At 75.1% G+C, this 22,019-nt stretch carries 22 protein-coding genes; 10 read left to right on the top strand and 12 right to left on the bottom strand.

Annotated features, from left to right (window positions below; genetic code table 11):
- Nucleotides 1-10: 10 nt before the first annotated feature.
- Nucleotides 11-1,429: a MocR-like pyridoxine biosynthesis transcription factor PdxR gene (pdxR, locus tag KIS93_RS53135; RefSeq protein ID WP_080037553.1), complete on the bottom strand. Its 1,419-nt coding sequence runs from the start codon at nucleotides 1,427-1,429 to the stop codon at nucleotides 11-13.
- Between the two features lie 92 nt (nucleotides 1,430-1,521).
- Here pdxR and KIS93_RS53130 point away from each other — a divergent pair, with 92 nt between their 5' ends.
- Nucleotides 1,522-2,817 carry an FAD-binding oxidoreductase gene (locus KIS93_RS53130; RefSeq protein WP_230466049.1) on the top strand — a complete coding sequence of 432 codons (1,296 nt, stop codon included), beginning with the start codon at nucleotides 1,522-1,524 and terminating at the stop codon, nucleotides 2,815-2,817.
- A gap of 12 nt (nucleotides 2,818-2,829) precedes the next feature.
- Here KIS93_RS53130 and KIS93_RS53125 read toward each other — a convergent pair whose 3' ends face one another.
- Nucleotides 2,830-3,498, bottom strand: a complete 669-nt coding sequence (locus KIS93_RS53125; protein WP_080037551.1) for a class I SAM-dependent DNA methyltransferase — start codon at nucleotides 3,496-3,498, stop codon at nucleotides 2,830-2,832.
- Between the two features lie 99 nt (nucleotides 3,499-3,597).
- Here KIS93_RS53125 and KIS93_RS53120 point away from each other — a divergent pair, with 99 nt between their 5' ends.
- The 4 genes from KIS93_RS53120 (at nucleotide 3,598) to KIS93_RS53105 (ending at nucleotide 6,376) form a co-directional block, all read left to right on the top strand.
- Nucleotides 3,598-4,578, top strand: a complete 981-nt coding sequence (locus tag KIS93_RS53120) for a patatin-like phospholipase family protein (protein WP_155126706.1) — start codon at nucleotides 3,598-3,600, stop codon at nucleotides 4,576-4,578.
- 33 nt (nucleotides 4,579-4,611) lie between these two features.
- Nucleotides 4,612-5,403 (top strand): SDR family NAD(P)-dependent oxidoreductase, encoded by a 792-nt coding sequence (locus tag KIS93_RS53115; protein ID WP_080037550.1) that lies wholly within the window; start codon nucleotides 4,612-4,614, stop codon nucleotides 5,401-5,403.
- Nucleotides 5,400-5,978: a TetR/AcrR family transcriptional regulator gene (locus KIS93_RS53110; protein ID WP_080037549.1), complete on the top strand. Its 579-nt coding sequence runs from the start codon at nucleotides 5,400-5,402 to the stop codon at nucleotides 5,976-5,978. Before KIS93_RS53115 ends, KIS93_RS53110 begins: the two co-directional genes overlap by 4 nt.
- A gap of 140 nt (nucleotides 5,979-6,118) precedes the next feature.
- The gene (locus tag KIS93_RS53105; protein WP_080037548.1) at nucleotides 6,119-6,376 is read left to right on the top strand and encodes a hypothetical protein; all 258 of its coding nucleotides are present in this window, start codon (nucleotides 6,119-6,121) and stop codon (nucleotides 6,374-6,376) included.
- 64 nt (nucleotides 6,377-6,440) lie between these two features.
- On the opposite strand, the gene KIS93_RS53100 is transcribed toward KIS93_RS53105, so the two are convergent.
- The 7 genes from KIS93_RS53100 to KIS93_RS53070 all read right to left on the bottom strand — a co-directional run bounded on the left by KIS93_RS53100 (nucleotide 6,441) and on the right by KIS93_RS53070 (nucleotide 13,316).
- The gene (locus KIS93_RS53100) at nucleotides 6,441-6,749 is read right to left on the bottom strand and encodes a hypothetical protein (RefSeq protein ID WP_186404967.1); all 309 of its coding nucleotides are present in this window, start codon (nucleotides 6,747-6,749) and stop codon (nucleotides 6,441-6,443) included.
- Nucleotides 6,638-8,452: an MFS transporter gene (locus tag KIS93_RS53095; RefSeq protein ID WP_186404966.1), complete on the bottom strand. Its 1,815-nt coding sequence runs from the start codon at nucleotides 8,450-8,452 to the stop codon at nucleotides 6,638-6,640. Before KIS93_RS53095 ends, KIS93_RS53100 begins: the two co-directional genes overlap by 112 nt.
- A gap of 71 nt (nucleotides 8,453-8,523) precedes the next feature.
- Complete coding sequence (locus KIS93_RS53090) at nucleotides 8,524-9,972, bottom strand: sensor histidine kinase (protein ID WP_080037546.1); 1,449 nt, start codon at nucleotides 9,970-9,972, stop codon at nucleotides 8,524-8,526.
- On the bottom strand, nucleotides 9,969-10,652 hold the full coding sequence (locus KIS93_RS53085) for a response regulator transcription factor (protein ID WP_080037545.1): 684 nt from the start codon (nucleotides 10,650-10,652) through the stop codon (nucleotides 9,969-9,971). The genes KIS93_RS53090 and KIS93_RS53085 overlap by 4 nt, the downstream gene beginning before the upstream one ends.
- A complete protein-coding gene (locus KIS93_RS53080) occupies nucleotides 10,649-11,245 on the bottom strand; it encodes a GerMN domain-containing protein (protein ID WP_222107983.1) in 597 nt (198 codons plus the stop codon). The genes KIS93_RS53085 and KIS93_RS53080 overlap by 4 nt, the downstream gene beginning before the upstream one ends.
- 35 nt (nucleotides 11,246-11,280) lie before the next feature.
- The gene (locus KIS93_RS53075; protein WP_080037544.1) at nucleotides 11,281-12,540 is read right to left on the bottom strand and encodes an acyltransferase family protein; all 1,260 of its coding nucleotides are present in this window, start codon (nucleotides 12,538-12,540) and stop codon (nucleotides 11,281-11,283) included.
- Nucleotides 12,540-13,316: an SGNH/GDSL hydrolase family protein gene (locus KIS93_RS53070; protein WP_155126702.1), complete on the bottom strand. Its 777-nt coding sequence runs from the start codon at nucleotides 13,314-13,316 to the stop codon at nucleotides 12,540-12,542. Before KIS93_RS53070 ends, KIS93_RS53075 begins: the two co-directional genes overlap by 1 nt.
- A gap of 178 nt (nucleotides 13,317-13,494) precedes the next feature.
- Between KIS93_RS53070 and KIS93_RS53065 the strand changes: the two genes are divergently transcribed.
- Nucleotides 13,495-14,376: an aminoglycoside phosphotransferase family protein gene (locus KIS93_RS53065; RefSeq protein WP_080046578.1), complete on the top strand. Its 882-nt coding sequence runs from the start codon at nucleotides 13,495-13,497 to the stop codon at nucleotides 14,374-14,376.
- 17 nt (nucleotides 14,377-14,393) lie between these two features.
- Here the strand turns inward: KIS93_RS53065 and KIS93_RS53060 are convergent, their stop codons facing one another.
- Nucleotides 14,394-14,846: a MarR family winged helix-turn-helix transcriptional regulator gene (locus KIS93_RS53060; RefSeq protein ID WP_080037543.1), complete on the bottom strand. Its 453-nt coding sequence runs from the start codon at nucleotides 14,844-14,846 to the stop codon at nucleotides 14,394-14,396.
- Nucleotides 14,847-14,940: 94 nt separating this feature from the next.
- On the opposite strand from KIS93_RS53060, the gene KIS93_RS53055 reads away from it, so the two are divergent.
- The 3 genes from KIS93_RS53055 (at nucleotide 14,941) to KIS93_RS53045 (ending at nucleotide 18,386) form a co-directional block, all read left to right on the top strand.
- Nucleotides 14,941-15,630 carry a flavodoxin family protein gene (locus tag KIS93_RS53055; RefSeq protein ID WP_080037542.1) on the top strand — a complete coding sequence of 230 codons (690 nt, stop codon included), beginning with the start codon at nucleotides 14,941-14,943 and terminating at the stop codon, nucleotides 15,628-15,630.
- Nucleotides 15,631-16,044: 414 nt separating this feature from the next.
- Entirely contained in the window at nucleotides 16,045-17,424 is a 1,380-nt protein-coding gene (locus KIS93_RS53050) for an MFS transporter (RefSeq protein WP_080037540.1), read from the top strand.
- 38 nt (nucleotides 17,425-17,462) lie between these two features.
- A complete protein-coding gene (locus KIS93_RS53045; protein WP_186404965.1) occupies nucleotides 17,463-18,386 on the top strand; it encodes a phosphotransferase in 924 nt (307 codons plus the stop codon).
- Between the two features lie 6 nt (nucleotides 18,387-18,392).
- Here the strand turns inward: KIS93_RS53045 and KIS93_RS53040 are convergent, their stop codons facing one another.
- A complete protein-coding gene (locus tag KIS93_RS53040) occupies nucleotides 18,393-19,505 on the bottom strand; it encodes an NAD(P)/FAD-dependent oxidoreductase (protein ID WP_222107981.1) in 1,113 nt (370 codons plus the stop codon).
- Between the two features lie 150 nt (nucleotides 19,506-19,655).
- Nucleotides 19,656-20,357 (bottom strand): GntR family transcriptional regulator, encoded by a 702-nt coding sequence (locus KIS93_RS53035; protein ID WP_080037538.1) that lies wholly within the window; start codon nucleotides 20,355-20,357, stop codon nucleotides 19,656-19,658.
- A gap of 355 nt (nucleotides 20,358-20,712) precedes the next feature.
- Here KIS93_RS53035 and KIS93_RS53030 point away from each other — a divergent pair, with 355 nt between their 5' ends.
- A complete protein-coding gene (locus tag KIS93_RS53030) occupies nucleotides 20,713-22,014 on the top strand; it encodes an MFS transporter (RefSeq protein ID WP_155126699.1) in 1,302 nt (433 codons plus the stop codon).
- Nucleotides 22,015-22,019: the final 5 nt, after the last annotated feature.

Here is a 22,019-nt window from a genome sequence, read left to right as displayed (position 1 = left end):
TGTGGGTGGCTCAGGCGGGCGGCAGGACGCGGCACAACGCGTCGAGCGCGGTCTCGTAGCGGTGGTCGGGCGGCGTGGCGTAGCCGACGACCAGGCCGTCGAAGGCCGGCATGGTGGCGTCGGGGTGGCGGTAGCCGGCCAGGCCGTCCAGGGCGATCGAGTGCCGGGCCGCGGCCTCGACGGCAGCGGGCTCGGTCCCGGGCGGCAGGCGCAGCACCGCGTGCAGGCCGGCGGCGATGCCGGTGGTGGCGATGTGCGGGGCCCGGGCGGCGAGGGTGGCGACGAGGCGGTCGCGGCGGGCGCGGTAGCGCTGGCGCATGCGGCGGACGTGCCGGTCGTACTGGCCGGACTCGATGAGGTCGGCGAGCGTGAGCTGGTCCGTCACGCTCGCCCACGCCTCCCGCTCGCCCTTGGCGTCCAGGACGGGGGCGACCAGGTGGCCGGGCAGCACCATCCAGCCGAGCCGCACCGCCGGTGACATGCTCTTGCTGACCGAGCCGAGGTAGACGACCCGCTCGGGGTCTAGGCCCTGGACGGCGCCGACCGGCTCGCGGTCGTAGCGGAACTCGCCGTCGTAGTCGTCCTCCAGGATGAGGCCGCCGCAGGAGCGGGCCCAGTCCACGGCGGCGGCGCGCCGCTCGGGGTGCAGCGGCCCGCCGGTCGGGAACTGGTGTGCCGGTGTGAGCAGCGCCGCCCGTACCCCGTCGAGAGTGTGCAGCTCGGTCGTGCGGGCGCCGTGCTCGTCGAGCGTGAGCGGGACCGTGCGGACGGAGGCGGCGGCGAGGACGGCGCGGTGGAAGGCGAGGCCGTAGGACTCGACGGCGAGGGGGCCGCGCAGCACCCGGCCGCCGAACAGCAGCCGCAGCGCGTGCGCGAAGCCGGAGCAGATCACGATCAGGTCGGGTGTGGTGCGCACGCCGCGGACCCGCGCCAGGTATGCGGCCAGCGCCCGGCGCAGCTCGGGGCGGCCCTGCGGGTCGCCGGGGCCGAAGGCGTCGTTCGGGGCGGCGTGCAGCGCGCGGCGGGCGGCGGCGAGCCAGGCGGAGCGGGGGAAGGAGGAGGCGTCGGGCCGGCCCTGCCGGAGGTCGTGGGCGGGCGGGGCCGGGCGGGCGGAGGTTCTCGCCGGTACGCGCGGCGGCCGGGCGGGCTCGGCGCGGGCCGCCACATGGGTGCCGGAGCCCTGCCGGGCGACCAGCCAGCCCTCGGCGACCAGCTCGGCGTAGGCGTCGGCGACGGTGTTGCGGGCCAGGCCGAGGTCGGCGGCCAGGGAGCGGTAGGGCGGCAGCCGGGTGCCGGGGGGCAGGCGCCCGTCCCGTACGGCGTCGCGCAGCGCGCGGGCGAGGACGGCGCGGCGGCTGCCGGGGCCGGCCAGGTCCAGGTGCAGGTCGGTGCCGAGCCGTTCGGCCGGATTGACCCAGGAATCTGCCACGGAAATGCACCCTATACCGGGTCTTTTCCGGCAATAGCGTAGGGAGCACGACGCACCCGATGCGGCGCTTTCCCCCTGATGAGGAGATTCTTGTGGACACCTTGCGTTCCGCCGTCCGCGGCCCGGTCCTGCTGCCCGGCGATCCCGGCTTCGACGCGGCCCGCCGCCCCTGGAACCTGGCCGTCGAGCAGCCCGTCGCGGCCGTCGTCGAGGCCGCCGACGCCGACGACGTCGCCGCGCTCGTCCGGCACGCCCGCTCCGCCGGGCTGAGCGTCTCCGCGCAGCCGAACGGGCACGGCGCCACCGGCCGCGCGGCCGGCACGATCCTGCTGCGCACCGGCCGCCTGGACACCTTGGAGATCGACCCGGCCGCCCGCCGGGCCCGGGTCGGGGCGGGCGTGCCGTCCGGCCGGGTGCAGGCCGCGGCCGCCCCGCACGGGCTCACCGGGCTGCCCGGCAGCTCCCCCGTGGTCAGCGTGGCGGGCGTGGCGCTCGGGGGCGGGCTGAGCTGGTTCGGCCGGGCGCACGGGTGGGTGGCCGACGCGGTCACCGCGTTCGACATCGTGGACGCGGAAGGACAGCGGCGGCACGTCACCGCCGGCTCCGACCCCGAGCTGTTCTGGGCGCTGCGCGGCGGCGGCGGTGACTTCGCCGTCGCCACCGCGCTGGAGCTGGCCCTGCACCCGGCGCCGCGGCTGTTCGGCGGCCGGGTCCTGTGGGCGGGCGGGCACGCCCCCGAGGTCATGGACGCCTTCCGGCGGATCACCGCCGGCGCGCCCGACGAGCTGACGGTCTGGCTGGACCTGCTGCACTTCCCCGGCGCCGACCCCATGGTGGCCGTGGACGCCACGTACCTCGGCGGAGAGGACGCGGCCCGCGACCTGCTCGCCCCGCTCGACCGGCTGGCCCCGCCCCTGTCGGACAGCAGGCGCGTCATGGCCGTCTCCGAGCTGGGTGGCATCACCGCCGAGCCCACCGACCCGGGGCCGGGCCTCTCGCGTGCCGAGCTGCTGACCGAGCTGGACGACGCGGCGGCCAAGTCCCTGCTCGCCGACCCGATCGCGCCGCTGCTCAGCGTGCAGCTGCGGCACCTGGGCGGCGCGTTCACCCGGCCGTCCGACACCCCGCAGGGGCCGCTGACCGAGCCCTACGCGCTCTACATGTTCGGCATCCCCGCCGACCCCGCGACCGCGGCGGCCGTCGCCGGGCGGCAGCGCGCGCTCGCCGAGTCGCTGCCGGTCAGCGGGCGCAAGCCGCTCACGTTCCTCAACCCGGACGAGAGCGCCGCCGACGCGTTCGGACCGGCCGCGCTGGAGCGGCTGCGTGCGGTCAAGCGGCGGTACGACCCGAACGGGGTCTTCCGCTCCAACGTCCCCGTCGGCGGCTGAGCGCGCGAGAGGTCAGGGCTTGCGGGCGAAGAGCACGGCCTGCGGGACGCGCTCGCCCGGGTCGAGCAGCAGCTCGGCCTCGACCGTGAAGCCCGCCTCGCGCAGCCACGCCGCCACCCTCTCCGGCGGGCGGCGGTGAACGTGCACCCGCATGGGGTGCCCGCCGTAGCCCTGCGTCTTCAGGGGCGACTCGTCGCCGACGTGGAAGCCGGCCAGCACCGTCCCGCCCGGCCGCAGCACCCTGCGGAACTGGCCGAACACGCCGGGAACGGCGTCGTCGGGGACGTGGATCAGCGACCAGAAGGCGAGCACCCCGGCGAGCGAGGCTTCGGGCAGGTCGAGCGCGGTCATCGAGCCCACCTCGAAGCGGATCCCCGGGTGGTCGCGCCGGGCCACCTCCACCATGGCCGGGGACAGGTCGATCCCGAAGGCGTCGAGGCCCAGGTCGCGCAGGTGGGCCGTGACGTGCCCAGGTCCGCAGCCCATGTCCGCCACCGGCCCGCCGCCTCCGGCGCGTACCAGGTCGGCGAACAGGGCCAGGGCCGCCCTCAGATAGGGGCGCTCGCCCAGCGCGCCGCGCAACTGGTCGGCGTAGTCGGCGGCGACCGTGTCGTAGGAGGTCCGTGTGTCCTCCAGCCAGTCGCCATCGCCCGTCGCCGGTGTGCCGTCCGTGCTCCTCATGCGGCAAGATCCTAGAAGACCGATCCCCCGCGCGGGCGGGCGCCGGCGGCGGCGTACTCTGTCGTGGTCCTTTCGACCCCGCCCCCGAGGAGATGCGCTGTGGAGGACGTCAGGAGCCGGCACCGGATGCTGGCGGTGCTCGCGCGCCGCGCGGCCGAGTCGAGCCGGCCCGGCGAGCGGAGCGACGGCCACCGGGTGGCGCTGGCCATCGAGGGCGGCGGGATGCGCGGCACCGTGTCGGCCGGCATGGCGCTGGCGCTCCAGCAGCTCGGGCTGCTGCCGCTGTTCGACGCTGTCTACGGCGCCTCGGCGGGGGCGATCTCGGGCGCCTGGCTGCTGAGCTCGCGCCCCGAGGGGTTGCGTGGCTGGACCGACCCGGCGTTCGCGAAGGCGCTGATCCGCCGGGGGAACGTGCTGCGTGCCCGCCCCGTCGTGGACGTGCGGACCCTGATCGAGACCGTCTACGTCCGCGACTTCCCGCTGGACTTCGCCTCCGTGCTGGCGGCGCCGATCGAGTTCCATCCGCTCGCGACCGACGTCCTGACGGGCGAGGCGGTGGACCTGCACGAGGCGCTGACCGACGAGCGCGCCCTGCGGCTCGCGCTGCGCGCCAGTGCCGCGCTGCCGCTGCTGGCCGGCCCGCCCGTGGCGTTCGGCGACCGGCTCCTGTACGACGCGGGCGTGGCCGAGTCGATCCCGTTCCGCCAGGCGTTGAAGGACGGCGCCACGCACGTGCTCGTGCTGCGCTCCCGCCGCCTGGTCGACCGGGCCTCCCCGCGCACGGCGCCGTCGTGGGGGGCGCGGCTCATCACCGGGGTCGGCCTGCGCCGGCACACCCCGGCGCTGCGCACGGCGTTCCTGTCGCGGGACGCGCGGCTGGCCGACGACGACCGCCTCCTGGCCGAGCACGACCTCGACGGCCCGTCCCTGAGCGAGGGGCCCGCCGTCCTGTCCATCCGCCCGCCGGACACCTCCCCGGCGATCAGCCGGCTGGAGAGCGGCGCGACGCTGCTGCGGGCCGCGTTCGAGGTGGGGCACGCCGCCGCGAGCGCGGTGCTGAAGGGTGTCGCCGCCCATTGAAACTAGAGCAATTCTTTAGAAAAATGCTCTGGCATGGCCTCTGTGATGGTGGTGACCGGCGGGAACCGCGGCATCGGGCACGCGGTGTGTTCGCGGCTGGCGGGCGAGGGGCACAAGGTGCTCCTGGTCGCACGGGATCCGGAGCGTGGGCGGCGGGCGGCGGAGAGCATCCCGGGGGACGTCGAGTTCGTGGCGGGCGACCTGTCCACGACGGCCTCGGTGCGGCGGCTGGCCGACGAGCTGCGGGCCCGGTGCCCGCGCGTGGACGTGCTGATCCACAACGCGGGCCTCTGGCCCAGCCGCCGCGTGCTGACGAGTGACGGGGTGGAGGAGTCGTTCGCGGTCAACCACCTGGCGCCGTTCCTGCTCAACCACCTGCTGGAGGATCGGCTCGGGCGGGTGGTGCAGGTCAGCGCGGGGCTCTACGTCAAGGGCCGGGCCGAGCCGGGGCGCACCTCGGTCGGGGCGGACTTCTCAGCGATGCGCACGTACGCGGACACGAAGCTGTGCAACCTGCTGACCGTGCCGCTGTTCGCCGAGCGCTGGCGGGAGGCGGGCATCACGATCGACGCCGTGCACCCCGGCGTCATCCGCACCGGGCTCGGCGATCGCGGCGGCCCCACCGGCTGGCTGCTCAAGGCCGTCAAACGCAAGTGGGCCACGCCGGAGGAGGGCGCCGGCCCCGTCGTCGCCCTGGCGGGCGGCACGGGCACCGGCCGCTACTTCGACCGCGCCGAGGAGGCCCCGCTTCAGGGGCCCGCCCTGGACGGGGAGCTGGCCCGGCGCGTCTGGGCCGAGGCCGAGACGCTCACGGCGGTGCGGTGACCCGGCACAAGCGCAGCGAGGAGACGGTCAGGAAACTGCTCGACACGGCCCTGGAGATCTACCCCGACGACTTCACGCTCAGGGCGCTGACCACGCGCAGCGGCGTCAGCATGGGCAGCGTCTACCACCACTTCGGCAGCCTGGAGGGGCTGGCCGCCGCCCTCTACAGCCGGTGCATGGGGGCGCTGCTCGACACGCTGGTGGCCGCCGTGCAGGACGCCGCCGACGCCCGCGACGGCGTCCGCCGGGCGGTGACCGCCTACCTCGGCTTCACCGCCGGCCACGCCGACCAGGCCCGCTTCATCCACGCGGCGCCGTACGCGATCGACCTCGGCCCGTACGCCGAGCGGATCGCGGCCGACAAGGCGCCCCGGCTGGAGTGGCTGAACGCCTGGATCCAGCGCCACATGGACGCCGGCACGGTCGCGCGGCTGCCCGCGGCGCAGGTGGAGATGCTGCTGATCGGGCCGGTCGCCGAGGTGACCAGGCGCTGGCTGGCGGGAGCGCCGGAGATCGACCTGGACGAGGCGGCGCGGGTCCTGCCCGAGCGCGTCTGGCGGTCGCTGAGCGCCTGAATGCGCCGGCTTTTTATTGGTGACCGTTGTGAATCTCTGAATGTGCGGCGCGAATAAGCTCCGCCGAACGTGCACTAGTACATGGAGCGCGATTTACGCCCTTCTTATCGTGGCTATCAATCTCACGAAAGGAAGGGATCATGCGGAAACTCCTCGCGAGCGGCGCTCTCGCCGCTTCGCTGGCCGTTACCGGATTCGCCGTGGCGTCCCCCGCCCAGGCGAGCGTCACCAGCGACGCGACCGTGGCCGGCGCGTCCGTCGGCTGCCCGCCGGGTTACTACTGGCACAAGCACTGGTACAAGAAGTGGTACAAGCCGGGCCACTGGTGGAAGGGCCACTACCACAAGAAGGGCCACTACCACTACACGTACAAGTGGCGCTGCGACAAGAAGCACTGATCTCCGCTGAAAAGGCCCGCCGGCTCCGGTCGGCGGGCCTTTTCGCCGTTCTCTTCGCGGCGGGTCAGGCGGTGCGGCCGGCCAGGTTCTGGACCCAGGCCGAGACGCCCTGCATGAGCACGTCGAGCTCCTTGCGCAGGTCGGCGTTCTGGGCCTGCAGCTCGATGGTCGCGGCGTTCAGCTCGGCGTTCTCGGTGCGCAGGCCGTGGTTCTGGGCGCGCAGGGCGGTGTTCTCCGCGTGCAGCTCGGCGACCTGCCTGCTCAGTGCGGCGAGCTGGGCGCTCTGGTCGGCCGGCTGGGCGCGCGGCAGAGTGGTCTCGCTGAGGGGCGTGGGGTTCGGCCGCTGGTACGGGGTGTTCTCGGAGAAGTACATGGTGTCCTCGGGGTCGACGGTTTCGGAAGGCGGGGTCTGCTCGGTCTCCGGGCGGCCGTGGCGGGGCGGGCGGAACGCGTCCCGCCACGGTCCCAGCTCCTCGTGCCCGATCCGCACCGGTGGGGCGGCCAGACCTGGGTGGGCGGCGGCACGGCGGGCCGGGCGGGCGGGTCCGGCGGTGCGGTCACGACGGTCGAGGTGGCCAGGCCGACCAGCGTGGCCAGGGCGGCCGACGTTTCGGCCGGGGAAGGCGACGGGGTGGCCGGGGAGGGCGACGGGGTGGCCGGGGGCGGTGAAGGGGCGGGGGCGGGGGCGGGCCGGGTCTTGGGCACGGTCAGGGTCACCAGCGCGGCCGCCAGGGCGACACCGCAGCCGACCAGCAGCGCCGTACGGAACCCCGACTCCGACGGCAGCACGCGCCCGCCCGTCGTCACCGTCAGCTGCGCCAGGATGACGCCGACGACCGCGGCCGACACCGAGGTGCCGATGGAGCGCATCAGGGTGTTGAAGCTGTTGGCGGAGGCGGTCTCGCTCCGGGGCACGGCGCCCATGATCAGGGCGGGCATGGCGCCGTAGGCCAGGCCGACGCCGACGCTGCCGATGCTGCCGGCGACCATCAGCCCCCACGCCCAGCCCATGAGGCCGAACGCGGCTCCGTACCCGAGCGCGATGATCAGCGCACCCGCGAACAGGGTCGTCCTGGGCCCCCGGGCGGCCGACAGGCGGGCGCCGAGGGAGGAGACCGCCATCATCATCAGCCCGGACGGCGCCAGCCACAGGCCGGCGGCCAGCATCGACTGGCCGAGGCCGTAGCCGGTGGCCTCGGGGAGCTGGAGGATCTGGATGACGACCAGCGACTGCGCGTACATGGCGAAGCCGACCAGGACGGAGGCGACGTTCGTGAGCAGGACCTGGGGGCGGGCGGTGGTGCGCAGGTCCACGAGCGGGTCGCGGGCGCGCAGCTCCCACAAGCCCCACAGCAGCGCGACCACGACGGAGGCGCCGAGCAGGCCGAGCGTGGTGCCGCTCCCCCAGCCCCAGTCGGCGCCCTTGGAGACGCCCAGCAGCAGGCACACGAGCGCGATGCCGAGGCCGACGGCGCCGGTGACGTCGAGGCGGCCCCGGCCGTGCGCGGGCGTGGCGGGCACGAGCAGCCCGATCAGCACCGCGACCAGCACGCTCAGCGCGGCCGAGCCCCAGAACAGCCACCGCCAGTCGGCGTACTCGGCGACGGCGGCGGACAGGGGCAGGCCGAGCGCGCCGCCGATGCCCATCGACGAGCTCATCAGGGCGATCGCCGGGCCGACGCGCTGGGGCGGGAGCAGGTCGCGCAGCGCGCTGACGCCGAGGGGGATCATGCCGACGCCCAGCCCTTGCAGCCCGCGTCCGACGATCATGGGGACGAGGGAGCCGGCCAGCGCGCACACCACCGACCCGGCGATCAGGGGCACGGAGCAGGCGAGCATCATGCGGCGCTTGCCGTACAGGTCGCCGAGCTTGCCCACCACGGGGGTGGCGACCGCGCCCACCAGCAGCGTCGCGGTGATCACCCAGGAGGTGTCGGCCGCGCCGGCGCCGAGCAGCCGGGGCAGCTCGCCGACGAGCGGCACCACGAGAGTCTGCATGAGCGAGCCGACGATGCCGGCCACGGCCAGCACGCTGACGATCCCGCCGCCGGAGTGTGAGGGAGGCGCGGAGTGCACGTTATGTCCCCTTATTGCCTGTTAAGTCCGTTTGGACTATACACAGGATGTGTAGGGTGCACATTCCGGGGCTACCCGGCGGCGTCCCGGGTCTGCCTGGGCAGGGTGAGGGTGAGCACGGCGCCGCCGCCGGGGGCGTTCGCGGCGGTGAGGGCGCCGCCGTGCAGGCGGGCGTTCTCGGCGGCGATGGCCAGGCCGAGGCCGCTGCCGTCGGACCTGGCGCGGGCGGTGTCGGCCTTGGTGAAGCGGTCGAAGACGTGCGGCAGCAGGTCGTCGGGGATGCCGGGCCCGTCGTCGGAGACGGTGACGACGATCCGGCCGGCGTCGGTTCGCACCCGGACGAGCACCCGCACCTGCGGGCCGCCATGGCGCAGCGCGTTGCCGACGAGGTTGGCGAGCACGACGTCCACGCGGCGCGGGTCGAGGCGGGCGCGCAGCCCCGGCGGGAGGTCGGTGCCGACGCGATCCTGCCAGTGCCGCAGCGCGAGCGTCTTGGCGACGAGCTCCGCCACGTCCACCTCGTCCAGGTTCAGGACGGCGGCGCCCGCGTCGAAGCGGGACACCTCGATCAGGTCTTCGACCAGGCGGGTGAGCTTGCGGGTCTCGTCGCTGACCAGTTGCACGGCCTCGGCGGTGAGCGGCGCCAGGCGTCCTGAGGCGGCGTCGGCGTCGAGGACCCCGGTGACGGCGCTCATGGCCGCCAGCGGCGTGCGCAGCTCGTGCGAGACGTCGGCGGCGAACCGCCGCGCCCGCGCCTCCACCGCGCGCAGCGCCTCCGCGTCGGCCTGCAGCGTCGCCGCCATGGTGTTGAACGTGCGGCCGAGGTCGGCCAGCTCGTCGTCCCCCGTGACGGTCACGCGGGTGTCCAGGCTGCCGCCCGCCACGCGCTCGGCCGCCGAACGCAGCCTGCGTACCGGACGCAGCAGCCGGCGCGCCGCCAGCAGCGCCAGGACGACCGAGGCCGGGACGACGGGCAGCGCCCCCGTGCGGGCCGCGGCGGCCAGGGCGTCCACGTCCCGCTGCTGGGAGGCCAGGGAGAAGGAGGCGAACACCACGAGCGGCGGACGGCCCGACGGGCGGGCCGCGGCGGTGACCGGGAGGGACACCGCCAGCCAGGGCGTCCCCGCGTGATGGAAGCGCTGGGCCAGCGCGGTCGCCGCCGACGCCGCCCCGGCACGCAGCTGCGCGGGCAGCGGCGGCGCCTGCCCGCCCGCCGTCACCAGCGGGCCGCCCCGGTAGGACAGCGCGGTACGCCAGCCGCGCGCACCCCCCGCCCGCTCCAGCTGCGCCGCCAGCGTACGCAGCCGCGCCGCGCCCGGATCGGCCGGCAGGTCCGGCACCCGCGCCGCCACGTGCGCGCGCAGCTCCCGCAACGCGTCCGCCTGGGCGCGCGCCACGATCGCGCTCTGCCCCTGCCGGAACGTGAACGCGGCCGCGGTCAGCGCGCTCACCACCGACACCAGCAGGAACGCCACCACGAGCTGCGCCCGCAGCCCCCGCACCAGGGACGGCCGGATCACAGCGGCCCGAACCGGTAGCCGAACCCGCGCACCGTCTGGATGTAGCGGGGGCTGCGCGGATCGTCCTCGATCTTGGACCGCAGCCGCATCACGCACGCGTCCACCAGCCGGTAGTCGCCGTGGAAGCTGTGCTCCCACACCTGCTCCAGCAGCTGCTGCCGGCTGAACGTCTGCTCCGGCGCCGCCGACAGGAACAGCAGCAGCTTCAGCTCCGTCGGCGCCAGCGCGACCTCCGCCCCGTGCTTGAGCACGCGCAGCGCCACCCGGTCCACGAGCAGGTCGCCGTGCGTGCTGCGGGTGCGGCCGTCGGAGGCGGACTGCGTGGTACGGCGCAGCACCGCGCGCATGCGCGCCTCGATGACCTCGCTGCTCGCCGGCTTGATCACGTAGTCGTCGGCGCCCGCCTCCAGGCCCACCACCACGTCCACGTCGTCGTCGCGGGCCGACAGGATCACGATCGGCACCTGGCTGAACGCCCTGATGCGGCGGCAGGTCTCCAGGCCGCTCATGCCGGGGAGCATCAGGTCCAGCAGCACGATGTCGGGGGCGCTCGCCACCAGCTCGGCCAGGCCGTCCTCACCGGTCGCGACGAGCAGCGTCTCGTGCCCCCGGTGGCGCAGGCCCAGGCTCACGCCCCGGCGCACGGCCGGATCGTCCTCGATCACCAGCACCCGGGTCATCCGAAGCCTCCCTGCTCGACGGGGACGGCCGCGCCGGTCGCGTCACATCTGACCGGCCAGAAGTCGCCCTTCATGCCGGGCTCGTACACCTCCACGATCGGGTCACCGCCCGCGGCGGCGGCGGCCGTACAGACGAGCTGGCTCACCGCCATGTGGCGCAGGTCGCGCACCAGCCACGGCACGTGCAACCGCACCCTCTTGCCGGAGGTGCCCCCGGACGTGCCCCCGGACGTGCCCCCGGACGTGCCCCCGGACATGGTCGCCTGGAGGGGCTTGCGTGCGGCGGGCAGCTCGGTGGCCAGCCCGCGCGCCCGCTCGTCCGCCGTGGGGCCGGCCAGCAGCGCGTCCATGGCCTGCCGCAACCGGTCGCCCGCCCGCGCGGGGCGGGAGACCGGCCAGGTGCCTTCGGGGGTGACGAAGTACACCTTGAGCAGCGTGCCGCCGTCGGCCGTGAGACCGCCCCTGACCGGCTCGCCCGCGGGGCTCGCGCCGGTGTCGGCGATCCCGCACCCCGCGAGCGCCATCGCGACGAGCAGCGCCATCGCCACGCGACACCGGGTGACCAGAGTGGCCTGTGGCGGTTTTCTGGGCATGTGCTCGCTTCCCATCCTCGGCATGCGGTCTCCGGCTACGGCGTGCCGAGCCGGCTCACGTCGACCGTTCCGGCGCCCGGCTGCGGCCAGGGGATCGCCGCCCACAGGCCCGCCGCCAGCAACGCCGCGACGGTCAGCGCCGCCCATCCGCGCCGGCCGGTGGCCCAGGGGGCGCGCCGCCGTACCGGGTCCTCGACGGCGGCCTTCGAGACTACCGCAGCGAGCAGCGACAGCCCAATGGCGGCGACCGCCCGTCCGGCGTCGCCGCCCGGCTCGCGCGGCAGCACCAGCAGGAAGATCGGCCAGTGCCACAGGTACAGACCGTAGGACAGCTCGCCCAGCCGACGAGGTACGGCGCTGCCGACCACCCGCCCCACCAGACCGCCGGGACCGCCGGCCAGGGCGGCCAGGAGCACGATCAATGCGGCGCTCGCCAGGGAGTGCGCGAACATCCCGCCCTGGAACAGGCCCGGCGCCCGCTCCCCGTCGGTGAGCGCCCACGAGGCCACCAGCCCGCACAGCAGCACGCCGCACAGCACCTCCACGGCGACGCGCGGCACGGCGGCCACGGCGTTCCGGACGGGTGCGGTCGCGGCGGCCGCGCCGAGGAGCAGGGCGAACGCCCGGGTGTCGGTGCCCTCGTAGGCGCGGGTCGTGTCCACGGCCACCCCCAGCCGGAGCATGACCGCGAACGAGACGATCGCCCCGGCCACCGCGACGAGCGCGACCCGCCGCGGCCCGCCCGGCCCCCGGCCGGCGAGCGCCACGACCAGCGGCCAGACGAGGTAGAACTGCCACTCGACGCCGATGCTCCACAGGTGGGCGAACAGGCGGGTGCCGGAGGCGTTCCAGTAGCCGATGCGTTCGGCGATGTAGTGCCAGTTCACGCCCTGGACGGCCACCCACGGGGCGTCCCTCAGGGCGGGGGCCAGCAGGTCGGGCCGGGCGCACGCCCACGCCAGCGGCGGCGCCGACACCGTCACGACGGCCAGCGCGGGCAGGAGCCGCCGGGCCCGGCGACCCCAGAACGCGGCCAGGTCGAGCCGGCCGCGCCTGCCCAGCTCGTCCAGCAGCAGGCCGGTGATCAGGAAGCCGGACAGGACGAAGAACAGGTCCACTCCCAGGAAGCCGCCGCGCAGGTACCCGGCGTGGAACAGCAGGACCGCGACGACGGCGAGCCCGCGCAGCCCGTCCAGCGCGGCAATGTGCGGGCGGCCGCCGGCCGGCTGCACCAGGCCGGCGGCCGGCTTCAGCAGGTCGGCGAGCGGCCTCATCGGGCCGGTGACCGGCGCCATCACCCGCAGCCGAGCTTGACGAAGCGCTCGTCGCCGGTCCACCGGCCGGTGGCCCAGGTGGCGGGGTCGGCCGGGGTGAAGCGGGCCAGCTCGCCCAGCCGCCCCCCGAACCACGTGGCGAACGCGGCCGAGCCCTGCTGGCAGGAGTGGATGCCGTCCTTGGCGCGCTGGGCCTTGGCGGCGGCGTAGTCGTCCCCCCACAGCTCGGAGGCGTCCAGGTAGCGGGCGCGGGTGTCGGACTTGACGGCCTTGGCGGCCATCTCGGGCGCGCTCCTGATGGCCTTCTCGTACGGCCGGTAGAACTCGTCCAGCTTGAACGGCGGCGCGGACACCAGCACGAGCCGGGCACCGGCGTCCCCCGCCGTGCGGGCCAGCTTGCGGTAGGCGGACAGTTGCTGGGCGGGGGTGCCCCAGTCGTAGGTGGTGATCTGGTACGCGATCACCGTCGGGCGGAAGGCGGCCACGTTCTCGCCCAGGGTCTTCCAGGTGTCCTTGGCCGCCATGGTCGTCACCGGGTGATCGCCGGCGACGACGTTGCCGCCGCCGTCGGACGTGGCGTCCTTGAACGCCGCGCCGCCGGCCTCCAGCGCCGCCTTCAGTGCCGGGGCCTGCGCGCCCGCGATGGAGTCGCCCATCCACAACACCCTGACCCCGTTCGCGGCCGCCGCCCGCGGGCTCGCGCCGGAGGACGGTGTGGCGGAGGCTCCGCAGCCGGCGAGCGCCGCCACGAGCAGGATCGCCGGTGCGAGACGAGAAGTGAGGTTCGTCGGTTGCATGGCCCTCACGCAACCAGGCGGATCCGGGGGCGGGCGGCGTTGTCATCGTTTCATCACATGATGCGGGAACGGCCGTCACGTGCGGGTCCGGGCCCGGCGCATATCGCGTTGACAGGATCTTCGGCGGCCCGGCAGGCTTCCACCGGACGTACCAGGAAGGAAGGGCGCGCGCGTGACCATGCACGACGACCAGGTGGACGTGACCGTCGAGCTGGCCGCCGTCCTGGTGCGCGAGCAGTTCCCGCAGTGGCGCGGGCTGCCCCTGCGCCCGCTGCGGTCGAGCGGCACGGTCAACACCATCGTCCGCATCGGCGACCACCTCACCGCCCGCTTCCCCCTGCGCCTGGCCGATCCCGCCGCCGCCCGGTCGGCGCTGGAGCGGGAGGCCCGGGCGAGCGCGGAGCTGGCGCGGGTCTCGCCGTTCCCGACCCCCGAGCCGGTGGCGCTGGGCGAGCCGGGCGCCGGCTACGCCATGCCGTGGTCGGTGCAGACCTGGGTCCCCGGAACCCCGGCCACGGACGCCGACCCGAGCGCGTCCGAGCCGTTCGCGGAGGACCTGGCGGCCCTCATCGCCGCGCTGCGCGCGACCGACACGCGCGGCCGGCGCTTCAGCGGCGGCGGTCGCGGCGGCGAGCTGGCCGACCACGACGCGTGGATGGAGAAGTGCTTCGCGGAGAGCGCGGACCTCCTCGACGTGCCGCGGCTGCGCCGCCTGTGGGACCGCTTCCGGCGGCTGCCGCGCGGCGGCGCGGACGTGATGAGCCACGGCGACCTGATCCCCGGCAACGTCCTGGTCGCGGACGGCCGCCTCGCCGGCGTCCTCGACGGCGGCGGCTTCGGGCCGGCCGACCCGGCGCTCGACCTGGTCAGCGCCTGGACGCTGCTGGAGTCCGGGCCTCGCGAGGTGCTGCGCACGTCCCTGGGCTGCGGCGACCTGGAGTGGGAGCGGGGCGCGGCCTGGGCGTTCGCGCAGGCCATGGGCATGGTCTGGTACTACGTCGACAGCAACCCGACCATGAGCGAGACGGGCCGCCGCACCCTCGACCGGATCCTGGAGTAGGCGCCCGCGCCCTCCTGTCAGGACGGGGCGCGGCGGTTGCGGCGGGTGTCGACGTTCGTGGCCAGCGTCGTGAGCAGGCCCGGCACCTCCTGCACGACCTCGGCGGGCAGGCCCGCCACCGTCTCCTCCGCCAGGTCGCACCACATCCGCCTCAGCCGCTCGGCCAGCTCCCGCCCGCTGCCCGTCAGCTCGACGACGCTGGCCCGCTTGTCGGCGGCGGCGGGGCCGCGGCGCAGGTAGCCGGCGGCTTCGAGCTTGCGCGCCATCAACGTCACGCTGGGCGGCTCGATGCCCAGCGCCTCGCTCAGCTTCGCCTGGATCATCGGGCCGCCGCGCGCCAGCTCCAGGACGAGGGCCTCCTGCCCCGGATGCAGCTCGAGCGGGGCCAGCAGCTCGGCCACCCTGGCCCGGTGGCGCAGGCTCAGCCTGCGGATGGCCTGGTTGACGGCATCGGCCTGCTCGTAGTCCACGGCGACTCCCTTGACAACAATCGTTAGGCGCATAATGTTATGCGCATAATCTTATCCGCGTAACTAATTCTAGCGATGTCCTGAGGAGATCTCCATGACAACGAAGATCGCCGTCATCTACTACAGCGCGACAGGCACCGTGCGCGCCCTCGCCGAGGCCGTGGCCGACGGCGCCGCCTCGGCGGGAGCCGAGATCCGGCTCCGGCCGGTCGCCGAGCTGACCGCCGGCGGCGGCAACGGCACGGTCACCGAGCCGACCACCGAGGGCGGGAACGGCGCGGTCGCCAAGCCGACCATTGACGTCGGGAACGGCGGGAACGGCGCGGTCGCGCCGGCCTCGGTCGAGGACCTGGCGTGGGCCGACGCGTACGCGTTCGGCACCCCGTCCCGCTTCGGCACCCCGGCCGCGCCGTTGAAGCACTTCCTCGACCAGGCCGTGGGGCTCTGGCGGGAGGGCGTCCTGGCCGACAAGCCCGTCACCGCCTTCACCTCCGCCCACAACCGGCACGGCGGCAACGAAGCGACGCTGCTGTCCCTGGCCAACGTCTTCTACCACTGGGGCGCGCTGATCGTTCCCCCCGGCTACACCGACACGGCCGTGTACGCCGGCGGCGGCAACCCGTACGGCGCCTCCGCCGTCTCCGGCCCGGGCGGCGACGACCTGGACGCCGTCCTCGGCGCGGCCCGCTACCAGGGCGCGCGGCTGGCGCGCACCGCGATCCGGCTCCAGGCCGGCACCTCCTCCCGCCCCGTCGAGACCGAGGCGGTGCCCAGTGGCGCATGATCAGAGCCGCGCCGCGCACCGGCCCCCACCACCGCCCACACCGCTGCTTCGGCCGCCGCCACCCCGGCCATCGACGCCCACACCGGCGCTCCGACCCCAGCCACCCCAGCCACCGACGCCCACACCGATGCTTCGGCCACCGCGACGCCGGCCACCGACGCCCACACCGGCGCTCCGGCCACCGCGACCCCGGCCACCGACGCCCACACCGATGCTTCGGCCACCGCGACCCCGGCCACCGACGCCCACACCGGCGCTCCGGCCACCGCGACCCCGGCCACCGACGCCCACACTGGCGCTCCGACCGCAGCCACCCCCGCCACCGACGCCCACACTGGCGCTCCAGCCACCGCCACCCCAGCCACCGCCGCCCACAACAATGCCCCGGCCGCAGCCGTCGACGTTAGCGCCGGGATGCCGGGCGCCGGATCGGCCCGCCTGGCCTGGATGATCCTGGTGCTGGCCTGTGCCTGTCAGTTCATGGTCATCCTGGACTCGTCCATCGTGAACGTCGCCCTCCCCTCGATCGCCCGCGACCTGCGCTTCTCCCCCACCGGGCTGGCCTGGGTGGTCGACGGTTACCTGCTCACCTTCGCCGGGTTCATGCTGCTCGGCGGCCGGGCCGCCGACCTGTTCGGCCCGCGCCGGACGCTGGGCGCGGGGCTGGTGCTGTTCTCGGCGGCCAGTCTCGCGGGAGGGCTGGCCGCCGGTGCCGAGGTGCTGGTGGCCGCCCGGATCGTGCAGGGTGTGGGGGCCGCGCTGATGGCCCCGGCGACCCTGGCGGTGATCACCACGTACTTCACCGAGCCCCGCGCCCGGGCCCGGGCGTTCGGCGCCTGGTCCGCCTCAGGCGGAGTGGGCGGGCTGGCCGGCGCGCTCGCCGGGGGCGCGCTGACCACCGGCCTGTCCTGGCGGTGGGTCTTCCTCATCAACGTGCCGATCGGGGCCGCCCTGATCGCGGTGGCGCTGGTCGCGCTGGCCCGCACGGCCGTCCGCCGGGAACCGCTCGACCTGCTCGGCGCGGCCCTCGGCACGGCCGGCCTGGCCGCCCTGATCTACGGGGTGATGCGCGGCGGCGGGAACGGCTGGACGTCCGCGGCGGTCGCCGGGCCGATCGCGGGCGGGCTGGTGCTGCTGGCGCTGTTCGTCGCGGTGGAGGCCCGGGTCGCGAAGCAGCCGATCGTTCCGCTGCGGCTGCTGCGGATCCGGGGGGTGGCCGCCGGCAGCGCCCTGCTCGTGCTGTTCGGCGCGATCGCCATCGCCATGTGGTACTTCAGCGCCGTGTTCCTCCAGGACGTGCTCGGGTACAGCGCCCTGGCCGCCGGGCTCGGGCAGACGCCGGCCGCCGTGGCGTTCCTGCTGGTCGCGCGGTGGGCCGCGGCCCTGCTGCCGCGCGTCGGGGCGCGCGGCCTGGTGGTCGCGGGGAGTGGGCTGTTCGTGGCCGGGTTCGGCTGGCTCGCCTGGGCCGACGCCGGCAGCGGTTACACCGCCGCGGTGCTCGGGCCGACCCTCCTGGTCGGGGCCGGTATCGGGCTGGTCTTCCCGACCCTCATGGCGGCGGCCACCGCCGGCGCGCCCGAGCGTGACGCCGGGGTCGTCGGCGGCATCGCGGCCACCGCGCAGCAGGTGGGCGGCTCCGTCGGCCTGGCGGCGCTGGCGACGGCGGCCGGCGGGTCATCGGCCGCTGCCTATGACCGGGTGTTCCTGATCGCCGCGGGGCTCGGCGCAGCGGTCGCGGCCGTGAGCCTGTTGCTGCCGAGCCAACCGGCGAACGGCCGCCGCCGGGATCGGTGATGGGCGGGCGCCTTCCCGCACCTGGTTGGCTGGGACGCATGAGAACCCCTTGGGCAGCGCTTCCGGCCGTCCTGAGACGCGAGGCCGAGGCCCGGCTGGGTGCCGTCGTGCGGGAGTTCGAGGAACGTCAGGGCGGCTTCTCCGGCGGCGTGCCCGGCGTGGTCACGCTGTCCACCGGCGAGCAGGCGTTCATCAAGGCCGTACGCGGCGACGCGCCCGACCACCGCACCGAGGCGCGGGTCGTCGCCGCGCTGCCCCGGGCGGTGCCCGCGCCGCGGCTGCGCTTCGCCTGCGAGCGGGCCGGGTGGCTGCTGCTGTGCTTCGACGTCGCGCCGGGCGCGCTGCCGCACGAGCCGTGGCGGCCCGGCGAGCTGTCCGCCGCCTTGGCGGCGCTGACGGTGTGCGCCCGGGAGCTGACCCCGTCGCCGGTCGGCGGCCTGCCGACCGTGGCCGGGCGGCTGGCCGGGCGGTGCGAGATCTGGCGGGAGCTGGAACGCGACGGCGCCCAGGACGCGGTCACCGTGGACGGCGTCGGCGCCTGGGAACGCGAGCACCTGCCCCGTCTCGCCTCCGTGGAAGCGACGTGGAGCGGGCTGGTGACCGGTGACACCCTCCTGCACTTCGACCTCCGCTACGACAACCTCCCCATCGCCCCGGACGGCACGGCCCAGGTCATCGACTGGGGACGCGCCTGCACCGGCCCCGCCTGGGCCGACCTGGTGTGCCTGCTGTTGCTGTCCGACCTGGGTGGCCTCGACCCTGAGGAGATCTTCTCCCGTCACCCGCTCGGCACGGCCGCCGAGCCCGAGCGGGTGGACGCGTTCCTCGTCGCGCTGGCCGGCTACTGGACCCGCACGGCGGCCCTGCCCGGCCCGGCGCACGCTCCCCACCTGCGCGCCCGCCGCGAGCGCTCGCGGCGGGCGACGATCGGCTGGCTCCGGCGCCGCTGGGGTGCCAGGTAGGCATCGTCACGGGGAGAACCGTTCCGGACGGAAGTCCGCGAGCAGCTTGTCCCTTTCCCCGGTGAGGATCTCCGCGGCGAGCAGTCGGCCGAGGACCGGGCCGAGCGTGATGCCGCTGTGCGTGACGGCCTCGTAGTAACCCGGCACGGACGGCACCGCCCCCACCGAGGGGAACCCGTCGGCCGGGATGGGCCGGTTCGACACCCGCGTCTCACCGGCGCGGGCCTCTCCGAGCTCCGGGAGGACGTGCCGCGCCATCTCGTGCAGCCGCCGGCCGAGCCGCTCCGGAGCCTCGCCGGTGTCGATGAGCGCATCGACCTCGCGGCTGTGCAGGACCATCGAAGCGTGCCCGTCCGGGCGGATCTCGATGTGCGGCGCGTGCATGACCCGCCGCACCGGCACCCGGTCGCAGCCGATCCGGGTGACGGCGCCGGGCTCCCTGCGCATCGGCAGGTGACGTCCGGCCAGCTCGGCGATCCGGGACGCGTTGGGGCCGGCCGCGTTCACGACGGCGTCGACGTCGAGACGGCTCCCGTCGGACAGCGTGACGCTCCGGACGCTCCCCTCGATGCCGATGCCGCTGACCGCGGTGCCGAAGCGGTGCTCGGCACCGGCGGTCCGCTCGACCAGGCGGGCGACGAGGCGGCGCCCGTGCACCCAGGACTCGTCCGGGTAGTACACGACGGCGGCCTCGTCGGGCAGGGTGAGCGCGGGTTCGAGGCGGCGGCGCGCCTCCGCCCCCGTGCACACCTCGACCGGGTAACCCCATTCGGCCAGCAGGCCGGCCGTCTCCAAGAGTTTCGCCTCCGCCGCCGGATCGTCCGTCCAGCGCAGGTGGCCGCTGGGATGCCACCACGAGTCCGGGCCGATGGTCTCCGCGAGCTCGCGGTAGGCGGCCATGCCCGCGCGGTTCAGGTCGTAGTAGGGCCTGGTCACGGTCTTGTTGCTGGCGTTGACCCACGCGAAGGACCAGTCGGTGACGCCCTCGCCCGGCTGTCCCGCGTCGATGAGGATCACCTCGGCGCCCTGCCGCGCCAGGTGCCAGCCCACGCAGGCTCCGAGGATGCCGACGCCGATCACGGCGACGCGCCGGGGTCGCTGCACGGACCCGATGCTCACGCACGCTCCCTTCCCTGATCACGGGCGAACGCCCGTACCCAGCATGCAAGCACGCGGGACGGGCCAGGCAAAGGCTCCAAGATCGGGCGAACGTGACGCGCTGCGGCAACCGCGCCGGTCCGGGCCGGACGAGCCCTGAACGGCGGCCGCTCAGGACCCGTCGGCCGGGGCCTGGTCGGGGTGCTGCTTGCGCAGGCGCCAGGCGGCCTGGGCGCCGAGGCTGGTGTCGATGTGCTCGCGCATGACGGCCGCCGCCGAGTCCGCGTCGCCCGCGATGACGTACTCCAGCAGGGCCTCGTGCTCGGCCGCCTTGCGGTCGCGGGCCTCCTGGCCGCGCTCGACCTCCAGCGCGAGGCGGCGGTAGCGGTCGGCCTTGTCCCACAGCCCGTCGAGGGTCTGGATGAGCAGGTCGTTGTGGGAGGCGGAGTACAGCGCGCGGTGGAACGTGCGGTGGGTGACGAGCTGCTCGTACGCGGGGTTGCCGGGCAGCGGCCTGAGGCCGTCGAGGGCGGCGCGCATGGTGGCGATGTCGGCCTTGGTGCGGCGCTCGGCGGCCAGCGCGACGGCGAGCGGGTCGAGGCTGCGGCGCAGCTCCAGCAGGTCGCGGGCCTCCTCGGCGGCCAGGGGCGCCACGCGGGCGTCGCGGTGCGCGTCCAGCTCGACCAGGCCCTCGCTCTTGAGACGGCGCAACGCCTCGCGCAGCGGGGTGGTGCTGATGCCGATCTCGCGGGCGAGCCGGGCCTGCGGGATGACCGAGCCTGGCTGCAGGGTGCCGGACAGGATCAGTTCCTTGACGCGGAGGTAGGCGTAGTCCGCCTTGGTCGTGAAGAGCTCCGCCGCTGATTCGCTCATCGCTGTCCTGTCCCGTCGGCCGATGACCGTTATAACCTACATCGTTCCTGTGCGGCTGGCAGACGAGGCAGGTGAGATGGTGCCCTCTGCGTTTCCTGGCCTCATAGCCTTTCATAGCTTATAACTGCAGATACTCCCGTTCGGAAACTCTCTGGACGCCACCGCCCCCGGTTGCCTACGCTCAGGGGCGGAAGATCCACCTTGAGACCTCTGCCCGGTGACGGAGCTCGGCGTGGGGCGCGCGTCCCCACTCCACGCCGGCACTGGACGGTTCCAGGCGCGACCACGGGTCGGCACATCCGGACGCCGACGACCCCGTGTGGTCCGCCCTGCCGGGCGGCGAAAGGGACGCGTCGTGCTTCCGTCGACCTACCGTGACCTCCTGCGCACCCCCGGCGCCGCCGCCTTCTTCCTGACCGCCGCCGTCGGCCGGGTCGGCATAGCGATGACCAGCCTCGGGATCGTCTGGCTGGTGCACGGCCGGACCGGCTCCTACGCCCTGGCCGGGCTGGTGGCAGGCGGTTTCGCCGTCGCGGAGGCGGTAGCGGGGCCGCAGCTCGGACGGCTGATCGACCGCTACGGTCAGGGCCGCGTGCTGCCGCCGGTGCTGGCCGCCCACGCTGCCTCGGTGCTGGCGTTGCTCGTGCTCGTTGCGGAGGGGCGGCCCGGCTGGCTGATGGCGGCGGCGGGAGCGGCGGCCGGAGCGAGCATCCCGCAGCTCGGGGCGCTGTCCGCAGCCCGCTGGTCGGCCCTGCTGCGGGATGGCCGCGCGGCCGAGTTGCCCAGCGGCTTCGCGCTGGAGTCGCTGGCGAACGGGCTCGCGTACCTGGCGGGGCCGGTGCTGGTGAGTGCGGTGGGCGCGGGCGGCCGGCCGGAGGTCGGGTCGGTGCTCGCGGCCGGCCTGGTGGTGGGAGGCGGTCTCGCGCTGGCCGCCCAGCGCCGCACCGCCCCGCCACCCGCCGTGACGGGGCCGCGCACAGCGAGGTCCAAGGCCTCCGCAGCGGTGGGGCCGAGGGCCGGGAGGTCGTTGGTGCGGCCGGGGTTCGTCGTGCTGGCCGGGCTCAACCTCGCCATCGGGGTGTTCTTCGGCGCCATGCAGGTGTCGGTGGCGGCGTTCGCGGTCGAGCACGGCGTGCCCGGCGCCGCCGCGCCGCTCTATGCGGCGTCGAGCTGCGGCGGCCTGCTGACCGGCTGGTTGTACGGGCTGCGCCGGTGGCGGGCGGCGCCGAGGGTGCAGCTCGTGGTGGGCACGGCCGCGCTGGCGCTGGGCTGCGTGCCGCTGCTCGTGGCCGGCTCGCTGCCGGGCATGGGCGTGTCGGTGGCGCTGACCGGGATGGCGGTGCCGCCGATCCTGGTGGTGGCGACGGTGCTGACCGAGGCGACCGTGCACCGTCACGTCCTCACCCAGGCGTTCACCTGGTTGAACTCGGCGAGCGCGGCAGGCTCGGCCGTCGCGGCGGCGGCCTCGGGGCAGGCGGTGGACGCGTTCGGGGCCCACGGCGGCATCGCGATCGCCGCGGCGGCCACGACCGCGATGGCGGCACTGGCCGCGGCGGGAAGCCGCACCTTCGGCCCGCCAGCCGCGAAGAGAGGCGGCGGCTTCGGCTCATCGGCCCCGAAGAGAGGCGGCAACTTCGGCCGGTCCGGGGGCGTCTAACCCGC

Origin of the sequence: [Actinomadura] parvosata subsp. kistnae, from assembly GCF_900323885.1 — a bacterium.
Taxonomy (GTDB): domain Bacteria; phylum Actinomycetota; class Actinomycetes; order Streptosporangiales; family Streptosporangiaceae; genus Nonomuraea; species Nonomuraea composti.
This window is presented reverse-complemented; position numbering and strand designations above follow the sequence as displayed.